Below are 18503 nucleotides of genomic sequence, written 5' to 3'. Positions count from 1 at the left end.
GCTCGTTACTCCATATTGCACGCCATCCGCAACCTGCGTTGCGCGATGTCGCGTGAGAGGGTTGATAGATGTGCAAGGCCGCGCCAAGCGGCAGCGTTGTTCTTGAGAATGTAAGTGCTGTTCTCGGGGTGTCGCTCTGCTCGCCAACCAGTAATCGCCACGGTCACCACGAAGCGAGCAGCAATCAGGTCATACAGCAAATCAACCTCGCGCCGCTCCAGCGGAGAGACGGCGTTATATGTGGACACGAACTCCGCTACGGCGTCCCACGGGTCGTCAGCGGTGTTCATGTGATATGAAGCTCCAACCGCCACGTCTACAACAAGCGGACTGAACACCATGTCACCGAAGTCCAGAATCCCGACCAACCGTTCCTTTTCGTTCGGGTCAACCAGAACGTTGTAGAAATTCAGGTCGTTGTGGATGACCTGTGCGCGAAGTGTCGGAAGTACTGGCTTGGCACGCGCCTCGAACGAAGCCAGGAAACTCCCTACTAATTCTCGACGTTCGGGGTCAGCAATACCGTCGACTAGCGGTCGTACGCTGCTCGCATGCTGTATGTCCCAAGCCAGTACATGGCCGGCGGCATGATGAGAAAAGTCTTTAAGCGCCAAATCGAGCTTCGCGAGGTGGCTTCCGAGTTCGGTTCTATGCCGAGGCGTGCGCTCAACGGTGTTCAGGGGCATGCCCGGCAAGTAGGAGAGGAGCCGCACGGCGCGGAGTCGGCCTTCTTCAAAAGGCAAACGTAGATGCGACTGGCCATTCAATGCCGGGAACACGCGTGGAACGGGAATCAGTGGGTCGACTTGCTCGATATGTTGCAGCGCAGACACCTGCAAGTCGTTCACAGAAGGGTCTTCAGCGTGATTTGTGATGCGCAGTGCGTACTCTCTACCGTCGTCAGAGGCAATCTTGAAGTTCTGGTCGCGCTCACTTGTCAAGCGAGACGCAGTCCCACCAATTCCGAAATGCTGGTAGGTCAGTTCTTCTGCTGTAGCTAGCGAAACCTCCTCGGAAGCAACGCTTAGGATGCCGCTTTCGAGCCTGTCAGCCTGGCTCATCGCATTGGTTTGTACACCGTCCATGGTATCTCCGGACTCGGGAAAAGTGCGCGCCGTCATGCTGCGACATGATATATGATGTCACTAACGACGGAGCAAACTTTTTGAGCAAACGTGTCGAACCTGGTCATGTTCGGGAATCGAAAATCTGCGGAAACGCTTACGAGATAAGGGTTTTAAGGCGACGCAGCTAGATTGATGATTGGCGACATTAGGGTTTTCAGCGAGGCGACTGGACTAAAAAACCCGTCGATTTTTATTTTTTTTCGGGCAAACGCGATATATCATATCTCGCATGACTCGCCGGGCTGACACTGTGGGTCGAGGCTGAGCCGATTCAAGTCCATCGTGCTGCTTCCTGGCAAAGGAAGCGATTACCACGGCGCTCTGACTGTCCCCGACGGTAGGGCGTCGAAAGGAACTTTGATGAAAAACTTGACCATCAACTGCGACATGGGCGAAGCCTTCGGCATCTACCATTTGGGCGACGACGCCGCGGTGATGCCCTATGTAACCCACGCGAACATTGCCTGCGGTTTCCACGCTTCCGACCCAAACGTAATGTGGAGAACAGTCCGTGCGGCGAAGGAACACGGTGTCAAAGTTGGGTCGCACCCCGGGCTTCCCGACAGGGAAGGGTTCGGACGGCGGGAGATGAAGCTCTCCCGTAGCGACACTGCCGCACTTGTGCTCTATCAAACCGGAGCTCTGAAAGCCTTTCTCGATGCGGAAGGTATGCAGATGTCCCATATCAAGCCACATGGCGCGCTCATGGGCATGGCTATGAAGTACGCCCCTGTCGCCGAGGGCATTGCTGATGCCGCGACTGCGCTCAAGTTGCCCGTCATCGCCTGTACCGACAGCGAGATGACGCGTGTATTCGACCAGCGCGGGGTCGAATACGCGTGCGAGTTTTACGCAGACCTGGACTACGACGATGACGCTCGACAAATCATCACGATGATTCACGAGGCCGTCGCGCCGGAAGATGCAGTCTCTCGAGTCATGCGCGCGTTGCGTGAGAAGACCGCAGTTTCGATTAACGGCAAATCGGTGCCCGTCGCAATCGATTCCATCTGTGTGCACAGCGACACGCCTGGCGCGCTACCACTTGCGAAAGCTGTCTTCGAAGCAGTGTCCAACCGACTCTGACTGGTTAGCGAGGCGCCGCCATGCAAGCCTTGAATACATCAACTATCGTCACTGGAGAGCGCGCGCGCGAGCTGATTCTGCGCGCTCTGCGAACAGGCACGCGTGCCATTGGCTCTTCGCTCGGCCCCTACGGGCTCGGACTAATGTTCGATGGTGGTTCCGGTAGTCCCATTTATAGCGCTTCCGGACTTGATATCGCTCGTCGTATCACGAACGACTCCGGCGCCGCATCGGTTGCTCTTCGAATTCTGAAAGACGCTTTGTGGCAGACGAAGCGTGAGTTGGGAGATGGTACCGCTCGCACCGCTTGCATGGCTGTCGGAATCTACGCAGAAGCGACGAAGCACATCGCTTCCGGTCTTCAGCCAGCGCTTCTAAACAAGGCCATCCTCCAGTTGCAGACTGAGTTACCTGCACTTGTAGAAGCTCAGAAATGTAGGGAGTCGAACAATCTAGACGTGGCCCTGTCCGCTTGCATGGATGAGGAGCTCGCACGGGCCATTGCAGCCTTGTACTCCGACCTTCCCGAACGAGGCGCAATTGACGTGCAGCAGGCGCGTGGCTCAGACATCGATATTGAGCGCTATTCCGGCTATTGCCTTGATGTGCTTCCCGAAACTATTGGCGCATCAGTTGAGGAGCAGGGCCTTCGCTTCGAGATGGATTCCGTCCATGTACTTGTAGTCAATGAGGTAATCAGTGATTTTGGCTCATTGGCACGCATTCTCGACCAGTTTGCATCACGCGGAAAATCGCTGGCCATCGTTGCGCGTGGATTTGAAGGTGTTGCTCGTGGCACGCTCGCGGCCAATCGTGCTGCTCTGCGAATGCATGTTCTTGGGCTCGTTCCCGCAGAGGTCGGCGAGCAGGCAATACATGTCCTCGACGACCTCTGTGTTTCAACGGGCGCCACGGTCATCAGCGAAGAGACAGGAACGGCAATCGGAAACGTCCGGCCCTCGATGCTAGGGAGCGCGTCCCGGCTGGTTGTCGAAGGTGGGCGTGCAATCTTCTCAGAACCTAAAGGCGACGCAGAGACTATCCGCCAGCGCCGCACTCTCGTACTCGCTCAGGCTCAGAAGCAGCAATACCTTGAGTTGGACCGCGAGAAGCTGCTCCGACGTTCGGCTCGACTCGCAGGCGACTGTGCCGTTCTGTACGTCGGCGCTCAGAGCCACTGGGAAGCGGAGCAGCGAGTCGACGGCGCATACGCCGCGCTTGCGGCACTGAAAGCCGTCGACGAGTCAGGCGTCGTGCCAGGAGGAGGCGTAGCTTTCAAGTCAGTCGCGGACTCGCTTGCAAAGCTTGGTCTTGACACACCGAGTGATTTGCGACGCGCTGCAATCGCCTGCGTCGCTGCCGGCGCCGGCGCAGTAGCCGCCCAAATCTCCAAGAACGCAGGAGACTCTCTCGGCGACGCCGAAGTCAGATATCGGCCGATTGACCCTATGTCGACCACCCTTGCCATCCTGCAGCACGCAGTCTCTCTCGCTGCAACCATGTTGACCGTAGAGGTTTTGATATGTTGAAAATGCGTAGTGAAGGAACCGGATACGCGAACACGCTGGTTGCTTCCATGGGCCTTGCTGCACGCCCGGAGACGGAAGTCCGTGGAGTGCACATTCGCTCCAAGGGACCCGACGACTTCATTCTTCGAGCTGTGGACTTGGTGCATCAATATGGCCCAGTCACAGCACTTGACCACGTCTCGCTAGACGTAAGGCGGGGCGAATTCCTCACTATTCTTGGGGAAAGCGGCTCTGGCAAGACAACGTTTCTGCGCGTCATCTCTGGTCTTGAAAAGGTATCCCACGCAGCTGAACTATCGCTCGACGGCGTTGACGTACGTGACGTTCCAGCTGCGAAGCGGAACTGCACGACAGTGTTCCAAAGCTACGCGCTCTTTCCCCACATGTCTGTCGAAGAGAACGTGTGCTACGGCTTAAAACTTCGCGGAGTTGAAAAAGAAGAAGCGCGTCGGCAAGCAAATGACGCGTTGGCAATGGTCCGTCTCTCTGCTAAGGGAACCCGGCGTATCGGGCAGCTCTCCGGGGGCGAACGTCAGCGGGTTGCGCTCGCAAGAGCCATCGTCACGCGCCCCGCAATCTTGTTGCTCGACGAGCCGCTCGGTGCGCTCGACGAAAAGCTTCGGTACGACATGCAGGCTGAGCTCGTCGAAATTCATCGCGCTCTCGGCATGACGTTCATCTACATCACGCACAGTCAGGAGGAGGCACTCACGATGAGTGACCGCATCGTCCTGATGCGCCGTGGCCGCATTGAGCAATGCGGCACCCCGGAAGAACTCTTCGACCGGCCCTCAAGCCGCTTTGCAGCCGAGTTCATGGGTTTCGATAACGTTCTGCCATGCACTGTCAGGTCGGTCAGCGAAAGCGGTGAAGCTGAAGTTGACTTTAAGGGTACAACGCTGCGCGGCATTTGCGCTCGCGAGTCCCAACTGCACAAAGGCGACACAGCGCTATTCGCCGTCAGGGCAGAGCGCCTTACGCCGGTCAGTCGAGCGGGGGAGCCAAATGCAAGCAATGTCATCGCGTGCCAGCCGGCCGAGCATGTTTATCGAGGCAAGTACACCGACCAGACGGCCCAGACAATTGATTCGACCCGGTTGAAGATTCGAACGTGGGACCAGAGCGCCACCCCCGGAAGCTTCAACGCAGTGACCTGTCGCACACAAGACTGCGTAATTCTTCCCCACTAACCAATCGGACAGTCGCCAGAGAGGTTCGACCATGAAAGACCGCCATTCCACTACTTCGCAGCTTGACCTGGTTCGGCGCGACATGCTGAAAGGCCTGGCTGCAACCGGCGCACTCGCCCTCACCGGAACGCTTGGCTTTAGTCGCGTCGCAGCGGCGGCTGACTCTCAAACGGTTCGCGCTTACGGCGTGACGACAGCACAACTGAAAGATTGGTCGCTGCTTCAGAAGTCGACCGGTCTGACGATGCAGTACATCGGCTCCAATAACGATGTCGGCGTCTATATGCGCGACATCTTGGCTTCGCAGATGGGAAACAAGGCGGATATCTTCATCTTCGAGGGTGGCACCCAGAACATTCTCGGGCCCCAGGGTGCCTATCTGGTTATCGACGAGAAGAACCCGAATCTCAAGCTTTGGCAACGTACGCCGGATGTGTGGAAACGTTCGGCCGTCGTCGTCGGGAAAGATAAAAAGCAGTACGGCGTTCCGGTGATAGGAAACGCCGACAGCTTTGGCTATTTCCCAGACAAACTGGGCGTGAAGGCGGACGGTAGTGCAGACCTTTCATGGAAGACCGTATTCGAGGACGAACGCACCCGGGGCCGTGTTGGGTACGACAACACCTGGAATTATTCGATTGGCGTTGCAGCGCTTTATTTGAAATCGACCGGTAAGGCAAAGATTGCGGACCCTGCGGACTTATCTCAGGCAGAGGCCAAGACTGTGGTCGACTTCCTGGTTGCTCGCAAGAAAGCTGGACAATTTCGTACCTTGGTCGGCTCCTTCGAGCAACAGATTCAGCTTCTCGCGAACCGCGAGGTCGACGTGGTTAATTGCTGGGAGCCCGCTGTCCGCGAAGCAAACCTGAAGTTGGGCAATGGCACGACCCGCTACGCGTACACCGAAGAGGGTTACTACAAATGGGGACATGGCGCGTATATCGCGTCCCAGGTGAAAAGCAGGGGCAATGAGAACACCGTGTATAAGATGCTCAACTACTTCTTAGACGGTGAGTACCGGGCGATGCAAGCGCGCGACCGCGGATATGCTGGTCCGAATATGGACCTCGCAGTCGAGTATGCGACGGCGCATAACTGGTCCTCCGACCAAGTCGAAAACCTGAAAGCGACACAGCAGAAGGTGGACCGGAAGTTCGCGAAGCCCTTTGTCAGTACGACGACCCCTTCCCACGCTGATTCTCTTGAAGAAGAGTGGCAACGGTTCTTGAACGCGTAACGGGCCGTGCGAGGGGCAAAATCATGAGTACAGTACCTACGGTTGGAGGCAAGCGGCGGACCATGCGTACACCGCTCGACCGCTCACCTTGGTTGCTACGTGGCTTTCTGGGCGTATGGCTATTCGTTGTCATCGCGCCGTTGATTGTTCTCGTGGTCTACAGCTTCTTCGATAGTCGGAACTTCATGATGGTCTATGAGCCGACGCTCAAGACATGGGAGAGCATTTTCACATCGGGTCGATTCGAAGTGACAGTCCGGACCCTGAGAATTGCTTTGACGGTTACGGCTATCGAATTGGTCCTTGCTTTTCCGTCGGCACTATGGCTCGCAAAGGGAAGGTGCACCAAAACCACGCGAGCTGTCGTCCTCGCCCTGCTGACAATTCCGTTCTTTCTCGACCAATCATCCAGAATAATTGTGTGGCGCGGCATTCTGGATGAGAACGGCATGATTAACCATCTGCTGATGATGCTTCATGTGATTCAGTCTCCCATTAAGGGGATGTTGTACACCGAAGCAGCAGTTCACTTCGGCATGGTCGTGTCGTACTTTCCGATGATGATTTTGCCCATCTATATGGCCATTAGCGTCATTGACGATACGTTAATTTCTGCCGCAGCAGATTTAGGCGCTACGCCGGCGCGCATCGTTGCCGATATCATCCTTCCGCTTTCGCTGCCAGGCATCCTTGCTGGAGTTGTCTTCACTCTTGGACCTGCATTGGCGTCGTGGGTCGAGCCAAACCTGCTCGGCGGAGGTTTCGTCAATCTGCTTAGCAACTCCGTGGATAGTGCCTATGGCGCGCTTCGGTATCCAGTCGTCGCCGCTCTATCGAGCTTCGTCGTTCTCATGATTGGCGTTATCTTCGCGCTGCTGATGTTGCTCACGCGTAAGTTCGCTGACCTCTCTACATCTTTTCGGAGTCTACAAAGTTGAACGAGACCGTCATCGAAATGCCGGCATCGCCGATGAATCGGCAAAGCCACGGCAGTGCTTGGAGCTACTGGTCGGGATGGCCGTCAGTTGCGAGGACCATCGCGTTCGGAGCACTTGGGCTGATTTACTTTCCTCTATTGTGGCTTGCTCTGATGTCGGTCAGCGCGCAGCCGCTTTCGGGACTTCCGCTCCCTTTCTCTGGAGCTAACTATCAGGCACTCTTCAACTCGAGCGATTGGCTTGCTCCGTTCGGTATTAGTGTGCTCATTGGCGTGTTGGTCGGGACCGTCACCGCAGTGACAGCGACCTTGGTTGGGCGCGTGCTTCCGCACTCGAAACGTTCCGGGACGCTTGTTTTACTCGCTGTGTTGCCTCTCTTCATTCCCGGGATGTCTATGGGAGCAGCCCAGTTCATCTTTCTTCGACCGATGATGGGTCTGACGCTCGGTTACTGGTCGATTTTTCTGGGCCATGTGGTTTGGGCGTTCCCGTTCTCACTGCTTATCGTGCTTGTCCTCACGACACGTTTCGATACCCGACTTGTTGAAGCGGCCGCGGACCTCGGCGCATCTGGTTGGAGGACCTTTTGGGATATCGAAATGCCGATACTTCGCCCAGGCATCGTGGGCGCGGGAACGTTCGGCTTTCTGATTTCCTTCAACGAGGTTCAGCGCTCCATCTTTCTGCGCGGCACGGCTGAAACCATGCCTATCTGGAACTGGATGATGGCGTCCTCTCAACAGTCGCAGGTACCTGTCATTTTCTGTCTGGAAACGATAGTACTTGCCGTCGTGCTCCCCTTACTTGCTGCACTGTTTTGGGTTCTGTTTGTCCGAATGGACAAGAACTGACGCCTCTTTAACTCAATAGAGATGACGCATGCATCATCACGAGCCGCAGTTCAGCCCAGCAGGCGACTGTTTCATCGAAGTCGAACTTGGCAATGAAATGAGTTTTGACTTGAACGTAAAGATTCAAGCACTTGCGAATTCAATTCGGGAGGCCCAGGTAGACGGTGTAATCGAGCTGGTTCCCGAATTGGCTTCTCTTCTGGTTTCCTACGACCCCGACCGCCTCAGCTACGAAGACGCAGTGATGGAGATAAAGGACATCTTCGAACAGCAAGCGGAAGGCGTTTCGGAAGTCCCGAGCCGACTCTTCTACGTCCCCGTTCTGTATTTCGACCCTTGGACGACTGAATGTGTTGAAGAGTATCGCAAGACCTATCCCGACAAGATTCCCGACCCGGAGCTTCTGTGTGAGGCAAACGGCATTGCCGACCGGGCAGCTTTCAAAAGACTCCACATTAGCACCGAGTACTGGGTCGCCGCTCTCGGCTTCTGGCCAGGTCTGTGCTCGCTCATGCCACTTGACCCCCGGGCGAGAATAACCGCACCCAAATATAACCCGCCGCGAGGCTGGACGCCACGTGGGACGATTGGGCTAGGCGGTGGATTGTCCTGTATCTACCCGGACAGGACGCCCGGGGGATACCAGATTTTCGGGCGCACACCGATGCCAACGTGGGACAAGGACCAGCGATTGCCAGCGTTCAAGGAAAGCGCAGCTCTATTTCGCGCCGGCGACCGCGTTCGCTTCACGCCTATCGATAGAGACGAATACGATTTCATAGAGGCACGCGTGAGGGAAGGGACCTACAAACATCCGGCGGTCGACTACCAGATGTTCTCGGTGGAGCGATATCGCGACTGGTTACGCGACCTCGATAAGGAGTAAGGCGATGCTGGAAGTTGTAAAGCATGGGCTCGAAACGACGGTACAGGAATTGCCCGGACGGATAGGGTTTTGGGAGCAAGGATTCCCACCATCGGGACCCGCAGACGCATGGTCCTTTCGGCTCGCGAATTTGCTCGTGGGCAACCCACGTGACACGGCCGCCCTCGAATGGCAGTTTGTCGGGCCCACTTTGCGGTTTCAGCGGGATTGTGCCATTGCGCTCACCGGCGCAGAGGTGGCGGCAAAGCTTGACGATGCCCCGATTCCCATGTGGCAGACCGTCCTCGTACGCGCCGGTCAGCAGCTTGTTTGCCCTGCAGCCAAGACGGGGGCGCGAGGCTACATTGCTGTGTCTGGCGGAATCGCTACCGCGAGAGTACTCGGTTCTCGCGCGACGTTTCATATGGCCGGCATTGGTGGCGTGAGCGGTGGGGCCCTCGAAGTCGGGGAGCAGGTGCCGGTGGGAGAGGCGCATGCGATAGATAAATTGCGGAGGGTGCCGGAAAGAGCACGGCCGCCGATTGTCCCGGGAACAAATGCAGCGTTCCCAGAGTGCCGCATCGCTGCGATGCTCGGGCCGAACGACTCATGGCTCGACGACGCGTCTGTCATGAAATTTTTCGACAGTGAATGGACGGTCAGTCCGAACAGCAACCGCACTGGCCTTCGGCTTTCCGGACCGACGTTCTCTTTCTCGAGCCAAGCCCACGCAAAGCCAGCTGAGCACGGCAGCGAGCCGTCGAACATCCTCGACCATGGCTACCCCGTGGGGGCAGTTAGCATCGCTGGTCAAACGCCGATTGTATTTATCAATGATTCTCCGAGTGCAGGCGGATTCATCGTTCCTTTCACTGTTCCTCGATTTGACCTCTGGCGCCTGGGACAAGCTCGACCGAACGCGAAGCTTCGCTTTCGACGAATAACGCGAGACGAGGCTAACGAGCAAAGACGCAGACTCGACAAGCTATGCGGTATTCAGTCGCTGGTTGAAGTCGACCACGCTGAAATCTAAAAATGGAGCGAGCATGGCAGACATTGAAGTTACAAGTCCGGTTCCGGGAACCTTCTATCGTAGCCCAGCGCCTGGCGAGCCTCCCTTCGTGAGCGAGGGTCAGAAAGTCACCGCCGAAACAATAATCGGGAACATTGAACTGATGAAGCAATTCAACGAAGTCTTTGCTGGCACGGCAGGGACGCTCAAAGCCTTCGTGGTCTCTGACGGCGATGCGGTCGATTCCGACGCGGTTATCGCCATTATCTCCACCGATTGAGGTTCTCCATGCAACGAAGCATCAAAACGCTCTTTGTTGCCAATCGTGGCGAAATCGCGGTGCGTATCATCCGGGCAGCGCAGGAACTGGGCATGCGGACCGTTCTAGGTTGTAGTACTGCCGACGAAAAAAGTCTCGCCGCACAGATGGCTGACCGAGTACTCATGGTTGGACCGGCACCTGCAGCGAAAAGCTATCTGAACATCTCTGCTGTAGTCGCGGCGGCTCGGGAGGCCGGTGCCGACGGTGTTCACCCCGGCTACGGTTTCCTATCTGAAAATGCCGAGTTCGCTAAGGCGGTCAACGATGCGGGCATCGTCTTCGTCGGTCCTTCGCCCAAGGCTATTTCATTGATGGGGGACAAGGCCCAAGCGCGCGCGTGCGCCATCGCCGCCGGCGTTCCGACAGTACCCGGTAGTGACGGCGTCGTCGAAGATGCGGCTGAAGCACTGCGAGCAGCTGTGCGCGTCGGATTCCCGGTGATGCTCAAAGCCGCAGCTGGCGGGGGCGGAAGAGGTATCAGAATCGCCAACGACCCAGCAGAACTGGAGTCGCAGTTCGGCATCGCTACTCGAGAGGCACAGAGCGCATTTGGCTATGGCGGTCTCTATCTTGAGCGCTTCGTCGGTAAGGCACGACATGTCGAGGTGCAGATTCTTGCCGACGGCGAACGGGCGATACATCTCTTCGAGCGAGAGTGTTCGTTGCAACGTCGTCGTCAAAAACTTATTGAAGAAGCACCGGCTCCCTCTCTTAATGGCGAAGTGCGGGAAAAGATGTGTGCTGCAGCAGTTGCATTGGCTGAGGCTGTCCAATATCGCGGCGTAGGCACCGTCGAATACCTGTACGACGAGAACACGGCCGAATTCTTTTTCATCGAAATGAATACCCGTGTTCAGGTTGAGCATCCCGTTACGGAGATGATTACAGGGATAGACATAGTCCGCGAGTCGCTGCGCCTGGCCACAGGAGAGCCGCTCCGATATCAACAGTCAGATGTGGTGCTGCGCGGTGCTGCAATCGAATGTCGCATCAATGCCGAAGACCCATTAAGGAACTTCATGCCGGGCCCTGGCACGGTCGGAGCGCTTCGCCTGCCTGCGGGTCCAGGATTGCGAGTCGATACGCACTTATATGAGGGGTACGCAGTTCCACCATACTATGATTCGCTTCTTGCCAAGGTGGTTGCGTGGGATACTTCGAGAGGGGAGGCCATCGAACGGATGAAACGAGCGTTGACCGAGTTTGACGTCGACGGTCTCAAAACTACGAAGGCGCTCCATTTGGCGCTGCTGGAAGACGCGTCTATCCGCAAGGGGAATTATCACACCGGATACCTTGAAGAGAATCTTACCGAGATTGTTAAGCGTATCGTTTAAACATCCCATCCTAACGAAGGAACGTTTGGCAGCCAACAAAAAGTTGTCGAAAAGTCGTCGACCCGAAGGGGGATGCCTGTCCTCAATGACGATGGGTCCAAGCAGGCCACTGCGTGCCTACCGATACGCTTCCGACTCTCGCAAAAATACGACGAGAACGTCATCTGCTTTTGAGCCGAAACGGTCGATTGAAATACTGGGCAAAGCCGGTGAAGACATCGAGGCTAGGTTCACAAGGCACTTTAGTGCTCACTTTAAATCGACGCTCCGCTTACCTTCCGTTCCGCGTACATCATCGTGGACGCCGCGAAGCGTGTGAACTCAGCCGACCAGGCGAGCGTGCTGGCAGCCATGCCGGCAACAGAATATGCCGGCGTGGTCGCTGAAGAACAATTCGACTCTTACGGCGACCTTTTGCCCCGCGTGGTCTCGACGAATGCCCACAAGGCTGGACGTTGATGAAGTCCACTCACAGGCACCCGCGGGAAGGAGCGCCGCCTACATCGACAATCTCATGCGGAAGCAGCGCTCACTGCGTTAGGTGCCGGCACTGTCGCCGCGGTCGTAGGCGCGACCTTGCGCGCAGTCTTTTTGCGAGCAGTAACCTTTTTTGCAGTGACGGTTGACTTTGCCGAAGCCTTCGTCACGGCCTTCTTTACGCCCGCAGACTTCTTAGACGCCGCCGCCTTCTTGGCGCCAACCTTCTTGCTCGCAGCGCGGACCTTCGTCGCACCTTTCGAGGTGGTCGTCTTGCGAGTCGCCGGCGAATCAAATGTGGCGGCAGGGGTCTGTTCAATCAAGAACTTTGTTCGGTCTTTTGCCGACTCCAGCCATCGGGGCGCAGGGCCGCGACCGCTCCACGTGGCGCCGGACTTGGGGTCTCGATATTTTGCTGGCAACGCACCTTTTGATTGCACGTTGCGAACCGAAGTCTTTCCGCTAGTCGCTCCGACCGACTTTGTTGAGGACGAGGGACCAGCGCCGTCGATGAGGAATTTTGAGCGGTCCTTCACGAGCTTAATCCAAGCCGGCGGTCGAGCATGTCCGCTCCAAGTTTCGCCGGTTTTCGGATTCAAGTATTTTGCGGGCAACTTTCGTTTGGTGGCGATTGGCGCCTTGGAGCCTCGACCGACTGCAACGCGACCGTTGGCCTTGGCGTCTCTTTTTGCTTTTGCTCTGGCTTCGATGTCTGCGGTAGTAAGCCCGTGTTTGAGCATCAATTCGCGGATTTGGTCGACGGCGGCTTGTGCTTGCTTTGCAAGAATGGTCTCCGCTTGCGCCTGAAGCTTTTTCATACGGGCCTGAATGTTCTCAAGGGTAGTCATGTTCTCCTCCGTCTAGTAGCACAAGGAACTATGACACAGCATTCTCGAAAAGAGTACCGAAACACCTTTGCTTGTATCGGGAGCTCAATCAGTTTATTCCCGGGGGCGAGAGGAGATTTTTGAGGAGCGAGATACTGGAACGGGGGCGGAAGCCACAGAGAAGGGGGCGTCGGTATTCGACTTCCATAAATCGACACACGGCGAAGAAGGCTGGGAGCTCAAAGCCGGACGCACACGCAACGGCAATCAGACCAGCCTTCTTCGTCTCAAGGATTACTTGCCGGCATCAGCCTCACACTTTTTCATAAACGACGATTTCGCAGCGCCCGCGAGTGGCTTGCCGTCTTTTCCGACCGCTTTGCTCGCACATGCAGTGGAGACATTGCTCTTGTTGCCAGCTTCGCACTTCTTGATGAAGGAGGTCTTAGCAGCGCCGGCCAGCGGCTTTCCGTTCTTATCGATTGCCTGGGTCTCACAACTCGACCCTGCGGCTATCGGCGTGGGTTTGGCGGTCGCGGCGGCAGGCGCGGACGTTTGGGCGCACGCGATTCCGACCGAGAAGCACGTTGCCACAGCGACTGCGATAATCTTGTTCATAGGTATTCTCCGGGAAAAGGAAGGCTGTGCGCCTTGCTTCATTAACGCCGGGAGAGCTGTGACGTTGACGTCAGTCCATAGGAATCGTTGTTGCGGCGCCGTATCGGTTGCTCTATCGCTGCTCTACTCACAGCCTCAGCGAAGCGCTGGTCGCAAAGGACAGAGCGGTTGAAAAACGCTCCTAAGAGGCGTTAAAAAAATGACGTTCGCAGTTGTCGCAAGCATATGATGCAGCAAGCGATTTTCATGAAGGCTTCGTGGATAAACGCGAGCCGTTCGAAGCGGATGCGCAGTCGGCGGAAGTTGTGAAGCCACGAAATGGTCCGCTCCACGACCCAGCGTGTTTTACCCAATCCGCTGCCGTGAGGCTGGCCGCGCCGAGCAATTTCCGTGGCAATGCCCGCTGCGTGCAACGGACGTCGATGTTTGTCGTGGTCGTAGCCTCTGTCGCCTTGAACGACCCGAGGCTTCGATAGTGGTCTGCCAGGCTTGCCGCTGATGGGCGGAATGGCCTCGACCAGTGCTTGAAGTTGAGTGACGTCGTTGCGGTTGGCGCCAGTCAGTATCACCGCGAGCGGGATGCCCTGCGCTTCGGTGATGAGGTGGTGCTTTGAACCGGGTCGCGCGCGGTCTGTGGGATTCGGTCCCGTTTTTGACCCGCGCCCATAGCACGGATTGAAGAGGAGTCGACGATGACTCGAGACCAGTCGATTTGGTCGGCGGCCCGAAGCCGCGCAAGGAGCAACTCGTGCAACTCGTCCCAGACGCCTGCCTCCTGCCAGTCACGCAGGCGACGCCAGCAACTCATGCCACTGCCGCAACCCATCTCGCGAGGAAGAAGGTCCCAGCGCAGGCCAGTCTGCAAGACGAAGAGGATGCCTGTGAGCACCGCACGATTGTCGAGCGGTTTGCGCCCTGGGTAACGGTGGCGTCGTAGTTTTGGAGGGGGCAATAACGGTTCGATGAGTGCCCAGAGTTCGTCGTCGAGTATAGGTTTAGCCATGTTCCTTTCATCGCCGAAACAATGAACAGGTTAACAGCATTCATCAAGGGTTAACAGCCCCTTTTCTTCATTTTGTTAAGGGTTCTAAGGGAGCGAAGCAATGACAGGTAGGGTGTTTCCCTAGCGTCTTCGACGGTCTCTTGAAATTGCATCACAGACGCGGGGATAGAATCGTTCCATGCCCGCTATGGTTGTTTCGGCGTTCAGACGGTGGGGCGCAACGGGTGTCTACTAAGTATTGGGAGGAAACCATGGCTTCGATGACGACAAACCGTTTGTTCGCGTCGATTTGTCTGGCGGCCCTCATGTCTGCGTGTACAGTCGCGCCTGGCGTGGCGACAAAGAAGCCAACCGAGGGAACCGCGAAGGTTCGCGCGGCGATAGAGAGCGCGGTCGCGTCATCAGACTCGGAGCTAACAAAAGACAGTCCGACGTCAAACGGTCGTCGGCAGACAACCATTCAATGCGACACCGTTGGCAGCATGTTCGTTTGCACGCAAGGCGAGGCAATCTGCTGGTGGAATCGTCGTACGGGATACGGCTGCAACTGACGGCAGGTTACTTTCAAAAGTATGTCGCGACTAGGCTCCGGGAAGGCGATGTTGCGACCCGAATGGATTCGCTGAGCAATCCATCCCGAGGAAACTCCCCATTAAGAGCGCGGCTTACGTCCGCCCGCTACTCGCGAGCAACGACTCGAAATCGTTAAGCGAAAGAGGCTTCAAAAGTTGACCATCGAAACACGACATCTCGAAGCGTTCGCCGACGTCGTCGTGCGCCGTGAGGGAAAAGATGGACCGGGATGCGTATTTTTCTGACGCACGAAGTCGCATACACAGCTCGTGACCGTTGATGTCCGGTAGCCCGATGTCCAGGAGAATCAGCTCGAATACGCCTTCGCCGCTCGTCGCAACCAACGCCTCTGCGGCATTGCATGCAAGCGTCACTTGGTGTCCCCTCGAGCGCGCGATATCGGCGAGCAAATCGGTCGTAGCGCTGTAATCGTCTACCAAGAGGAGTTTCATCTGAAGTGCTCCAAACACTCGACCCGCGGATTCGTTAAGCACCGTAGCTTGCAGTGTACTGCAGCGTCGACTACCGAATGTGCCGCTTGAGCTTCGAGACTGATGTCCAATTGCCTTCCATTTCGGCCGACCTGAGTGCGTATGATGGGCGATATCTTTCAAGGTTCATCGGCACGCGCCGAGTTTTCAAGGAAGGTACTGCGGTCACATTCCGAACGGCAATACTGTATGGCAACCGGGTTTCCCGTGTCTTGTACGGCGACAAAAGAGCTGTGGTCCGGCTCGCGCATGAAGACGTTCAAGGACCGAGATGGAGCCAGACCCGCCGAGAAGCACACACCGACTGCGTCTATCATCGCGCGAGAAGCGGTTGGCAAGAGGGAAGACCGTTCCCTTGTCCACACCTTCACGTGCGGTTTAATTCAAGACCGGCGCGCGTCCGACCATCTCATTGCAAAACGCGAACTTCTCCACGACGCAGCAGCTTTCTGTCGGCTCTTGCGTTGAGGAACGCGTCGCAAGCCGATGTTTGCTCATCGCACTTGCGAGGTTCCAAGGTGATGCCGTCGCAACGTTCGACCGTCCCGGGCTCGGCAGCAAAAGTGGGCGGCCATGAGGCCGCGATTGCTGAATGGCAGAGTCGTGTGCGGCGCTTAAGTACGTACCAACTGGTCGAACTTGAATAGCGCACCGACCGGCGCGGATAGTCGCCGTTGACATAGCCGGCGACCCGTTACGGCTTACGCCGGAGTAAACACCACCGCGCCGACGTCAGAGATTAGCGTAAAGCTTCGAAAAAAGCGGTAAGTCTGGTCGTCGACCGTTATTCGGTTCAAACCCACATGAGTCAGTTTAAGCAATTCGTCCACTACACCTGCAGCGATTGTTCCGTGGTCAGTCAGTTTGCCGTCTTCGTCGGCGGGGTCACCGACTAGCACAGAACAGAGGTCGGTGCCTCGGCGCATCACGACCACGCACTTGCCCTCTTCGAGAGAAATTTCTAGATATGCGGCCAGTGTGCGCAGCGACTCGGGCGTATGCCCGTCGAAGCCGGAAGTCGAAGCTAAAGCGTTCCCCATCTTGCCGTCTCCGTCCAAGGATATGGGCTCAGTGCAGAAGCTTACTCCCAAGGCGAACGGATGTCGCTCTCGCCGGCGACGCTCGTCGTCGCAGTCCGTGCGGGCGCCCCAGCAAGGCGCCATCTCAACGCGCGTTCGACACGTTGACCAAGGGCTCGTTCCGGCTTAACTCCGCGAAGTCCAGCTAGCCCGAAATACTCGGTTTCACAACTCACATATGCAACGTCAACAAGGCGGACAAGGGGCGCGTTGATGCAATGAACGGCACGAAGCCGTCTCATCGACTCGACGGGAGATAAGCATGAAAACGCTCACTCAGAAGCTCGCAGCAATCGCCGCGCTGTCAATCGCGTTCGCGGGAACCGCATCGGCTGCAACCAATTGGGATGCATCGCATCCGCGTCGCGCTGAGGTTAATCAGCGGCTGGCCAATCAGGACCGCCGAATCCATCAAGAAGTCCGGGAAGGCGAACTGTCGCGTGGCGAGGCGATGCGGCTGCATCGCGAAGACCATCAAGTGCGTCATGAGGAACGTCTGATGGCGAGCCAAAACGGCGGCCACATCACCCGTCAAGAAGACCGAGCGCTCAACCAGCAGGAGAATCGGGTAAGTCGGCAAATCGGTCAGTGAATTTGAAACCCGCAGCGCCGAATGGGTGATTTCTCTTCGGCGTTGCGGGCGCGAATGCACCTGCGCGAGCAGCGGTTAGGGCTTACGTAGTTTGTTTAACAAGGAACTGATGTTCTGGGCATAGCCCGCGACACGGGTGTCGGATGTCGCCACACTCGCAACGAAAATGAGTGAATCAATGAAAAACATGTTTTTGGTCCTGTTGGGAAGTGCTCTGCTTGCATCTGCCGGCGCCGCGAGTGCTGAAGGTTGCTTGAAAGGGGCGGTAGTCGGTGGTGTCGCTGGTCACTATGCTGGGCATCACGCTGTAGTCGGCGCCGTCGGTGGCTGTGTCGCCGGGCGGCATCTCGCCAAGGAGAAGCGCAAGCAAGCTGCCGCTGAGGCGCAATTGCAGGAGCACGGGCAGATGCAGCCGACAGTCATGCGCTGAGCGACGGCGTCGGCACGGTCAGTCTGCGGGCAGCAATCAAATCGGCTCGAGGCTTGAGCATCGGGCGACGGCGTCAACGCAAACCTTGTGCAGCCGCGAACACGCCGGTCAGCGCCTCTTAAAAGCGTCTCTCAGGACGCAGTGCTTTTGGCGTGTGTGCGGGGTGAGTTGCCGGCTCGTTATCGACGCGCCGTGAGCAAAGATGCTTCGGAGTCGGACGGAGCGTTATTGCTTGCGCGGCAGCATGAAGCGCACAAGGAGAGCAGTAGCCTGCTTCTCCGCATCGTGCTCAAGCTCCGCCGGGTACGTATCCGAGTGCGTGCGCTTCGCGGCCTTTCCGAAACTTGGCGGTTCGACGTTGGTTGCCTCGCCAATAGCGCCGGCACACGTGAACCACGCCTCGATGTCTTTTCCGAGCGAAATTAGGCGGCCGTGGGTTGTTCTCAGACGAATGCCGTACCCTACGACCAGCGTGAAGCCGAGGAACATGCCGGCAGCCATACACGTGACGGAAGCGGTGCCCCACTGAACAATGTCGATGTCGGCAGCCCAAAGCATGGCGGCCGCCAAAAGCCCAACGCCCGTGCCGACGCCGAGGCCCGCGAATGCAAAGCCTACGGCGCGGGTCTCGCGGAGCAACTCTTGGACGATTGTCGCTCCAAATGATTTGTTGTGTATAGCCGGCCTGGGCACTGGTTGTGACCTTCTGCTTTTGTAAAAATCGTTCCCCAATGGGTTGCAGCGTAGGGGCCTTGGCAAAGGACGTCTGTCCGGTGGAAAACATTCTGTCGTTTCCGGACCGCGCGTCGCGGGAAAACGTGCCGAAGACCACTTGGAGGACAATGCGGCCTTCTGCCTCTATCCCAGAGCTGACGTGGCATGGAAGGGCAACCGCCTGTGCCTTTTGCCGGCGGCTTCG

General features: G+C 57.0%; 20 protein-coding genes. 13 read left to right on the top strand and 7 right to left on the bottom strand.

The features are described 5' to 3' along the window. Positions 1 to 5: 5 nt before the first annotated feature. The gene (locus AWB80_RS05990; protein ID WP_160147413.1) at positions 6 to 1085 is read right to left on the bottom strand and encodes a phosphotransferase; all 1080 of its coding nucleotides are present in this window, start codon (positions 1083 to 1085) and stop codon (positions 6 to 8) included. 402 nt (positions 1086 to 1487) lie between these two features. Here AWB80_RS05990 and pxpA point away from each other — a divergent pair, with 402 nt between their 5' ends. From pxpA to AWB80_RS43865, 11 genes are all read left to right on the top strand, one after another. Next, entirely contained in the window at positions 1488 to 2213 is a 726-nt protein-coding gene (gene pxpA, locus AWB80_RS05985) for a 5-oxoprolinase subunit PxpA (RefSeq protein ID WP_061173931.1), read from the top strand. A 20-nt stretch (positions 2214 to 2233) separates the two neighbouring features. Next, positions 2234 to 3742, top strand: coding sequence for a TCP-1/cpn60 chaperonin family protein (locus AWB80_RS05980; RefSeq protein WP_087131027.1), 1509 nt, complete (start codon positions 2234 to 2236; stop codon positions 3740 to 3742). Then, positions 3736 to 4932 (top strand): ABC transporter ATP-binding protein, encoded by a 1197-nt coding sequence (locus AWB80_RS05975; protein WP_087131026.1) that lies wholly within the window; start codon positions 3736 to 3738, stop codon positions 4930 to 4932. The genes AWB80_RS05980 and AWB80_RS05975 overlap by 7 nt, the downstream gene beginning before the upstream one ends. 31 nt (positions 4933 to 4963) lie before the next feature. Further along, positions 4964 to 6169 (top strand): ABC transporter substrate-binding protein, encoded by a 1206-nt coding sequence (locus AWB80_RS05970; RefSeq protein ID WP_061173734.1) that lies wholly within the window; start codon positions 4964 to 4966, stop codon positions 6167 to 6169. 23 nt (positions 6170 to 6192) lie between these two features. Continuing rightward, complete coding sequence (locus AWB80_RS05965; protein ID WP_087131024.1) at positions 6193 to 7107, top strand: ABC transporter permease; 915 nt, start codon at positions 6193 to 6195, stop codon at positions 7105 to 7107. Continuing rightward, positions 7104 to 7958, top strand: a complete 855-nt coding sequence (locus AWB80_RS05960) for an ABC transporter permease (RefSeq protein ID WP_143327958.1) — start codon at positions 7104 to 7106, stop codon at positions 7956 to 7958. Before AWB80_RS05965 ends, AWB80_RS05960 begins: the two co-directional genes overlap by 4 nt. Positions 7959 to 7986: 28 nt before the next feature. Then, positions 7987 to 8844 carry a 5-oxoprolinase subunit B family protein gene (locus AWB80_RS05955; RefSeq protein ID WP_061173731.1) on the top strand — a complete coding sequence of 286 codons (858 nt, stop codon included), beginning with the start codon at positions 7987 to 7989 and terminating at the stop codon, positions 8842 to 8844. Positions 8845 to 8848: 4 nt separating this feature from the next. Next, a complete protein-coding gene (locus AWB80_RS05950; protein ID WP_061173730.1) occupies positions 8849 to 9856 on the top strand; it encodes a 5-oxoprolinase subunit C family protein in 1008 nt (335 codons plus the stop codon). Between the two features lie 13 nt (positions 9857 to 9869). Then, on the top strand, positions 9870 to 10115 hold the full coding sequence (locus tag AWB80_RS05945; protein WP_061173729.1) for an acetyl-CoA carboxylase: 246 nt from the start codon (positions 9870 to 9872) through the stop codon (positions 10113 to 10115). Between the two features lie 8 nt (positions 10116 to 10123). Continuing rightward, positions 10124 to 11494, top strand: a complete 1371-nt coding sequence (locus tag AWB80_RS05940) for an acetyl-CoA carboxylase biotin carboxylase subunit (protein WP_061173728.1) — start codon at positions 10124 to 10126, stop codon at positions 11492 to 11494. A gap of 315 nt (positions 11495 to 11809) precedes the next feature. After that, entirely contained in the window at positions 11810 to 11953 is a 144-nt protein-coding gene (locus tag AWB80_RS43865) for a hypothetical protein (RefSeq protein WP_160147412.1), read from the top strand. 53 nt (positions 11954 to 12006) lie between these two features. Here AWB80_RS43865 and AWB80_RS05935 read toward each other — a convergent pair whose 3' ends face one another. The 5 genes from AWB80_RS05935 to AWB80_RS05915 form a co-directional block, all read right to left on the bottom strand. Next, positions 12007 to 12819 (bottom strand): H-NS family nucleoid-associated regulatory protein, encoded by an 813-nt coding sequence (locus AWB80_RS05935; RefSeq protein WP_061173727.1) that lies wholly within the window; start codon positions 12817 to 12819, stop codon positions 12007 to 12009. A 273-nt stretch (positions 12820 to 13092) separates the two neighbouring features. Next, positions 13093 to 13416 (bottom strand): hypothetical protein, encoded by a 324-nt coding sequence (locus tag AWB80_RS05930; protein WP_061173726.1) that lies wholly within the window; start codon positions 13414 to 13416, stop codon positions 13093 to 13095. A gap of 191 nt (positions 13417 to 13607) precedes the next feature. Continuing rightward, positions 13608 to 14419, bottom strand: a protein-coding gene (locus AWB80_RS05925; RefSeq protein ID WP_087131022.1) for an IS5 family transposase whose coding sequence is annotated in 2 segments (ribosomal slippage) — positions 13608 to 14071 and positions 14071 to 14419 — 813 coding nt in all. Because the reading frame shifts where the segments join, the coding sequence is not laid out codon by codon here. A gap of 665 nt (positions 14420 to 15084) precedes the next feature. After that, positions 15085 to 15444 (bottom strand): response regulator, encoded by a 360-nt coding sequence (locus AWB80_RS05920; protein WP_061173724.1) that lies wholly within the window; start codon positions 15442 to 15444, stop codon positions 15085 to 15087. Positions 15445 to 16184: 740 nt separating this feature from the next. Further along, positions 16185 to 16523 (bottom strand): hypothetical protein, encoded by a 339-nt coding sequence (locus AWB80_RS05915; protein WP_061173930.1) that lies wholly within the window; start codon positions 16521 to 16523, stop codon positions 16185 to 16187. A gap of 301 nt (positions 16524 to 16824) precedes the next feature. On the opposite strand from AWB80_RS05915, the gene AWB80_RS05910 reads away from it, so the two are divergent. Beyond that, the gene (locus AWB80_RS05910; protein ID WP_061173723.1) at positions 16825 to 17154 is read left to right on the top strand and encodes a hypothetical protein; all 330 of its coding nucleotides are present in this window, start codon (positions 16825 to 16827) and stop codon (positions 17152 to 17154) included. A 178-nt stretch (positions 17155 to 17332) separates the two neighbouring features. Further along, on the top strand, positions 17333 to 17584 hold the full coding sequence (locus AWB80_RS05905) for a hypothetical protein (RefSeq protein ID WP_061173722.1): 252 nt from the start codon (positions 17333 to 17335) through the stop codon (positions 17582 to 17584). A 225-nt stretch (positions 17585 to 17809) separates the two neighbouring features. Here the strand turns inward: AWB80_RS05905 and AWB80_RS05900 are convergent, their stop codons facing one another. Further along, entirely contained in the window at positions 17810 to 18223 is a 414-nt protein-coding gene (locus AWB80_RS05900) for a hypothetical protein (RefSeq protein ID WP_061173721.1), read from the bottom strand. Positions 18224 to 18503: the final 280 nt, after the last annotated feature.

It is taken from the genome of Caballeronia pedi (genome assembly GCF_001544915.2).
In the GTDB taxonomy this organism is placed as follows: domain Bacteria; phylum Pseudomonadota; class Gammaproteobacteria; order Burkholderiales; family Burkholderiaceae; genus Caballeronia; species Caballeronia pedi.
Note: the sequence above shows the minus strand (reverse complement) of the source record. Positions and strands in the feature narration are given on the sequence as shown.

Excerpts from the sequence above, each read along its gene's own strand:
- AWB80_RS05990 (WP_160147413.1), bottom strand. The coding sequence starts at position 1,085 with ATGGACGGTGTACAAACCAATGCGATGAGCCAGGCTGACAGGCTCGAA.
- pxpA (WP_061173931.1), top strand. The coding sequence starts at position 1,488 with ATGAAAAACTTGACCATCAACTGCGACATGGGCGAAGCCTTCGGCATC.
- AWB80_RS05980 (WP_087131027.1), top strand. The coding sequence starts at position 2,234 with ATGCAAGCCTTGAATACATCAACTATCGTCACTGGAGAGCGCGCGCGC.
- AWB80_RS05975 (WP_087131026.1), top strand. The coding sequence starts at position 3,736 with ATGTTGAAAATGCGTAGTGAAGGAACCGGATACGCGAACACGCTGGTT.
- AWB80_RS05970 (WP_061173734.1), top strand. The coding sequence starts at position 4,964 with ATGAAAGACCGCCATTCCACTACTTCGCAGCTTGACCTGGTTCGGCGC.
- AWB80_RS05965 (WP_087131024.1), top strand. The coding sequence starts at position 6,193 with ATGAGTACAGTACCTACGGTTGGAGGCAAGCGGCGGACCATGCGTACA.
- AWB80_RS05955 (WP_061173731.1), top strand. The coding sequence starts at position 7,987 with ATGCATCATCACGAGCCGCAGTTCAGCCCAGCAGGCGACTGTTTCATC.
- AWB80_RS05950 (WP_061173730.1), top strand. The coding sequence starts at position 8,849 with ATGCTGGAAGTTGTAAAGCATGGGCTCGAAACGACGGTACAGGAATTG.
- AWB80_RS05945 (WP_061173729.1), top strand. The coding sequence starts at position 9,870 with ATGGCAGACATTGAAGTTACAAGTCCGGTTCCGGGAACCTTCTATCGT.
- AWB80_RS05940 (WP_061173728.1), top strand. The coding sequence starts at position 10,124 with ATGCAACGAAGCATCAAAACGCTCTTTGTTGCCAATCGTGGCGAAATC.
- AWB80_RS05935 (WP_061173727.1), bottom strand. The coding sequence starts at position 12,819 with ATGACTACCCTTGAGAACATTCAGGCCCGTATGAAAAAGCTTCAGGCG.
- AWB80_RS05930 (WP_061173726.1), bottom strand. The coding sequence starts at position 13,416 with ATGAACAAGATTATCGCAGTCGCTGTGGCAACGTGCTTCTCGGTCGGA.
- AWB80_RS05920 (WP_061173724.1), bottom strand. The coding sequence starts at position 15,444 with ATGAAACTCCTCTTGGTAGACGATTACAGCGCTACGACCGATTTGCTC.
- AWB80_RS05915 (WP_061173930.1), bottom strand. The coding sequence starts at position 16,523 with ATGGGGAACGCTTTAGCTTCGACTTCCGGCTTCGACGGGCATACGCCC.
- AWB80_RS05910 (WP_061173723.1), top strand. The coding sequence starts at position 16,825 with ATGAAAACGCTCACTCAGAAGCTCGCAGCAATCGCCGCGCTGTCAATC.
- AWB80_RS05905 (WP_061173722.1), top strand. The coding sequence starts at position 17,333 with ATGAAAAACATGTTTTTGGTCCTGTTGGGAAGTGCTCTGCTTGCATCT.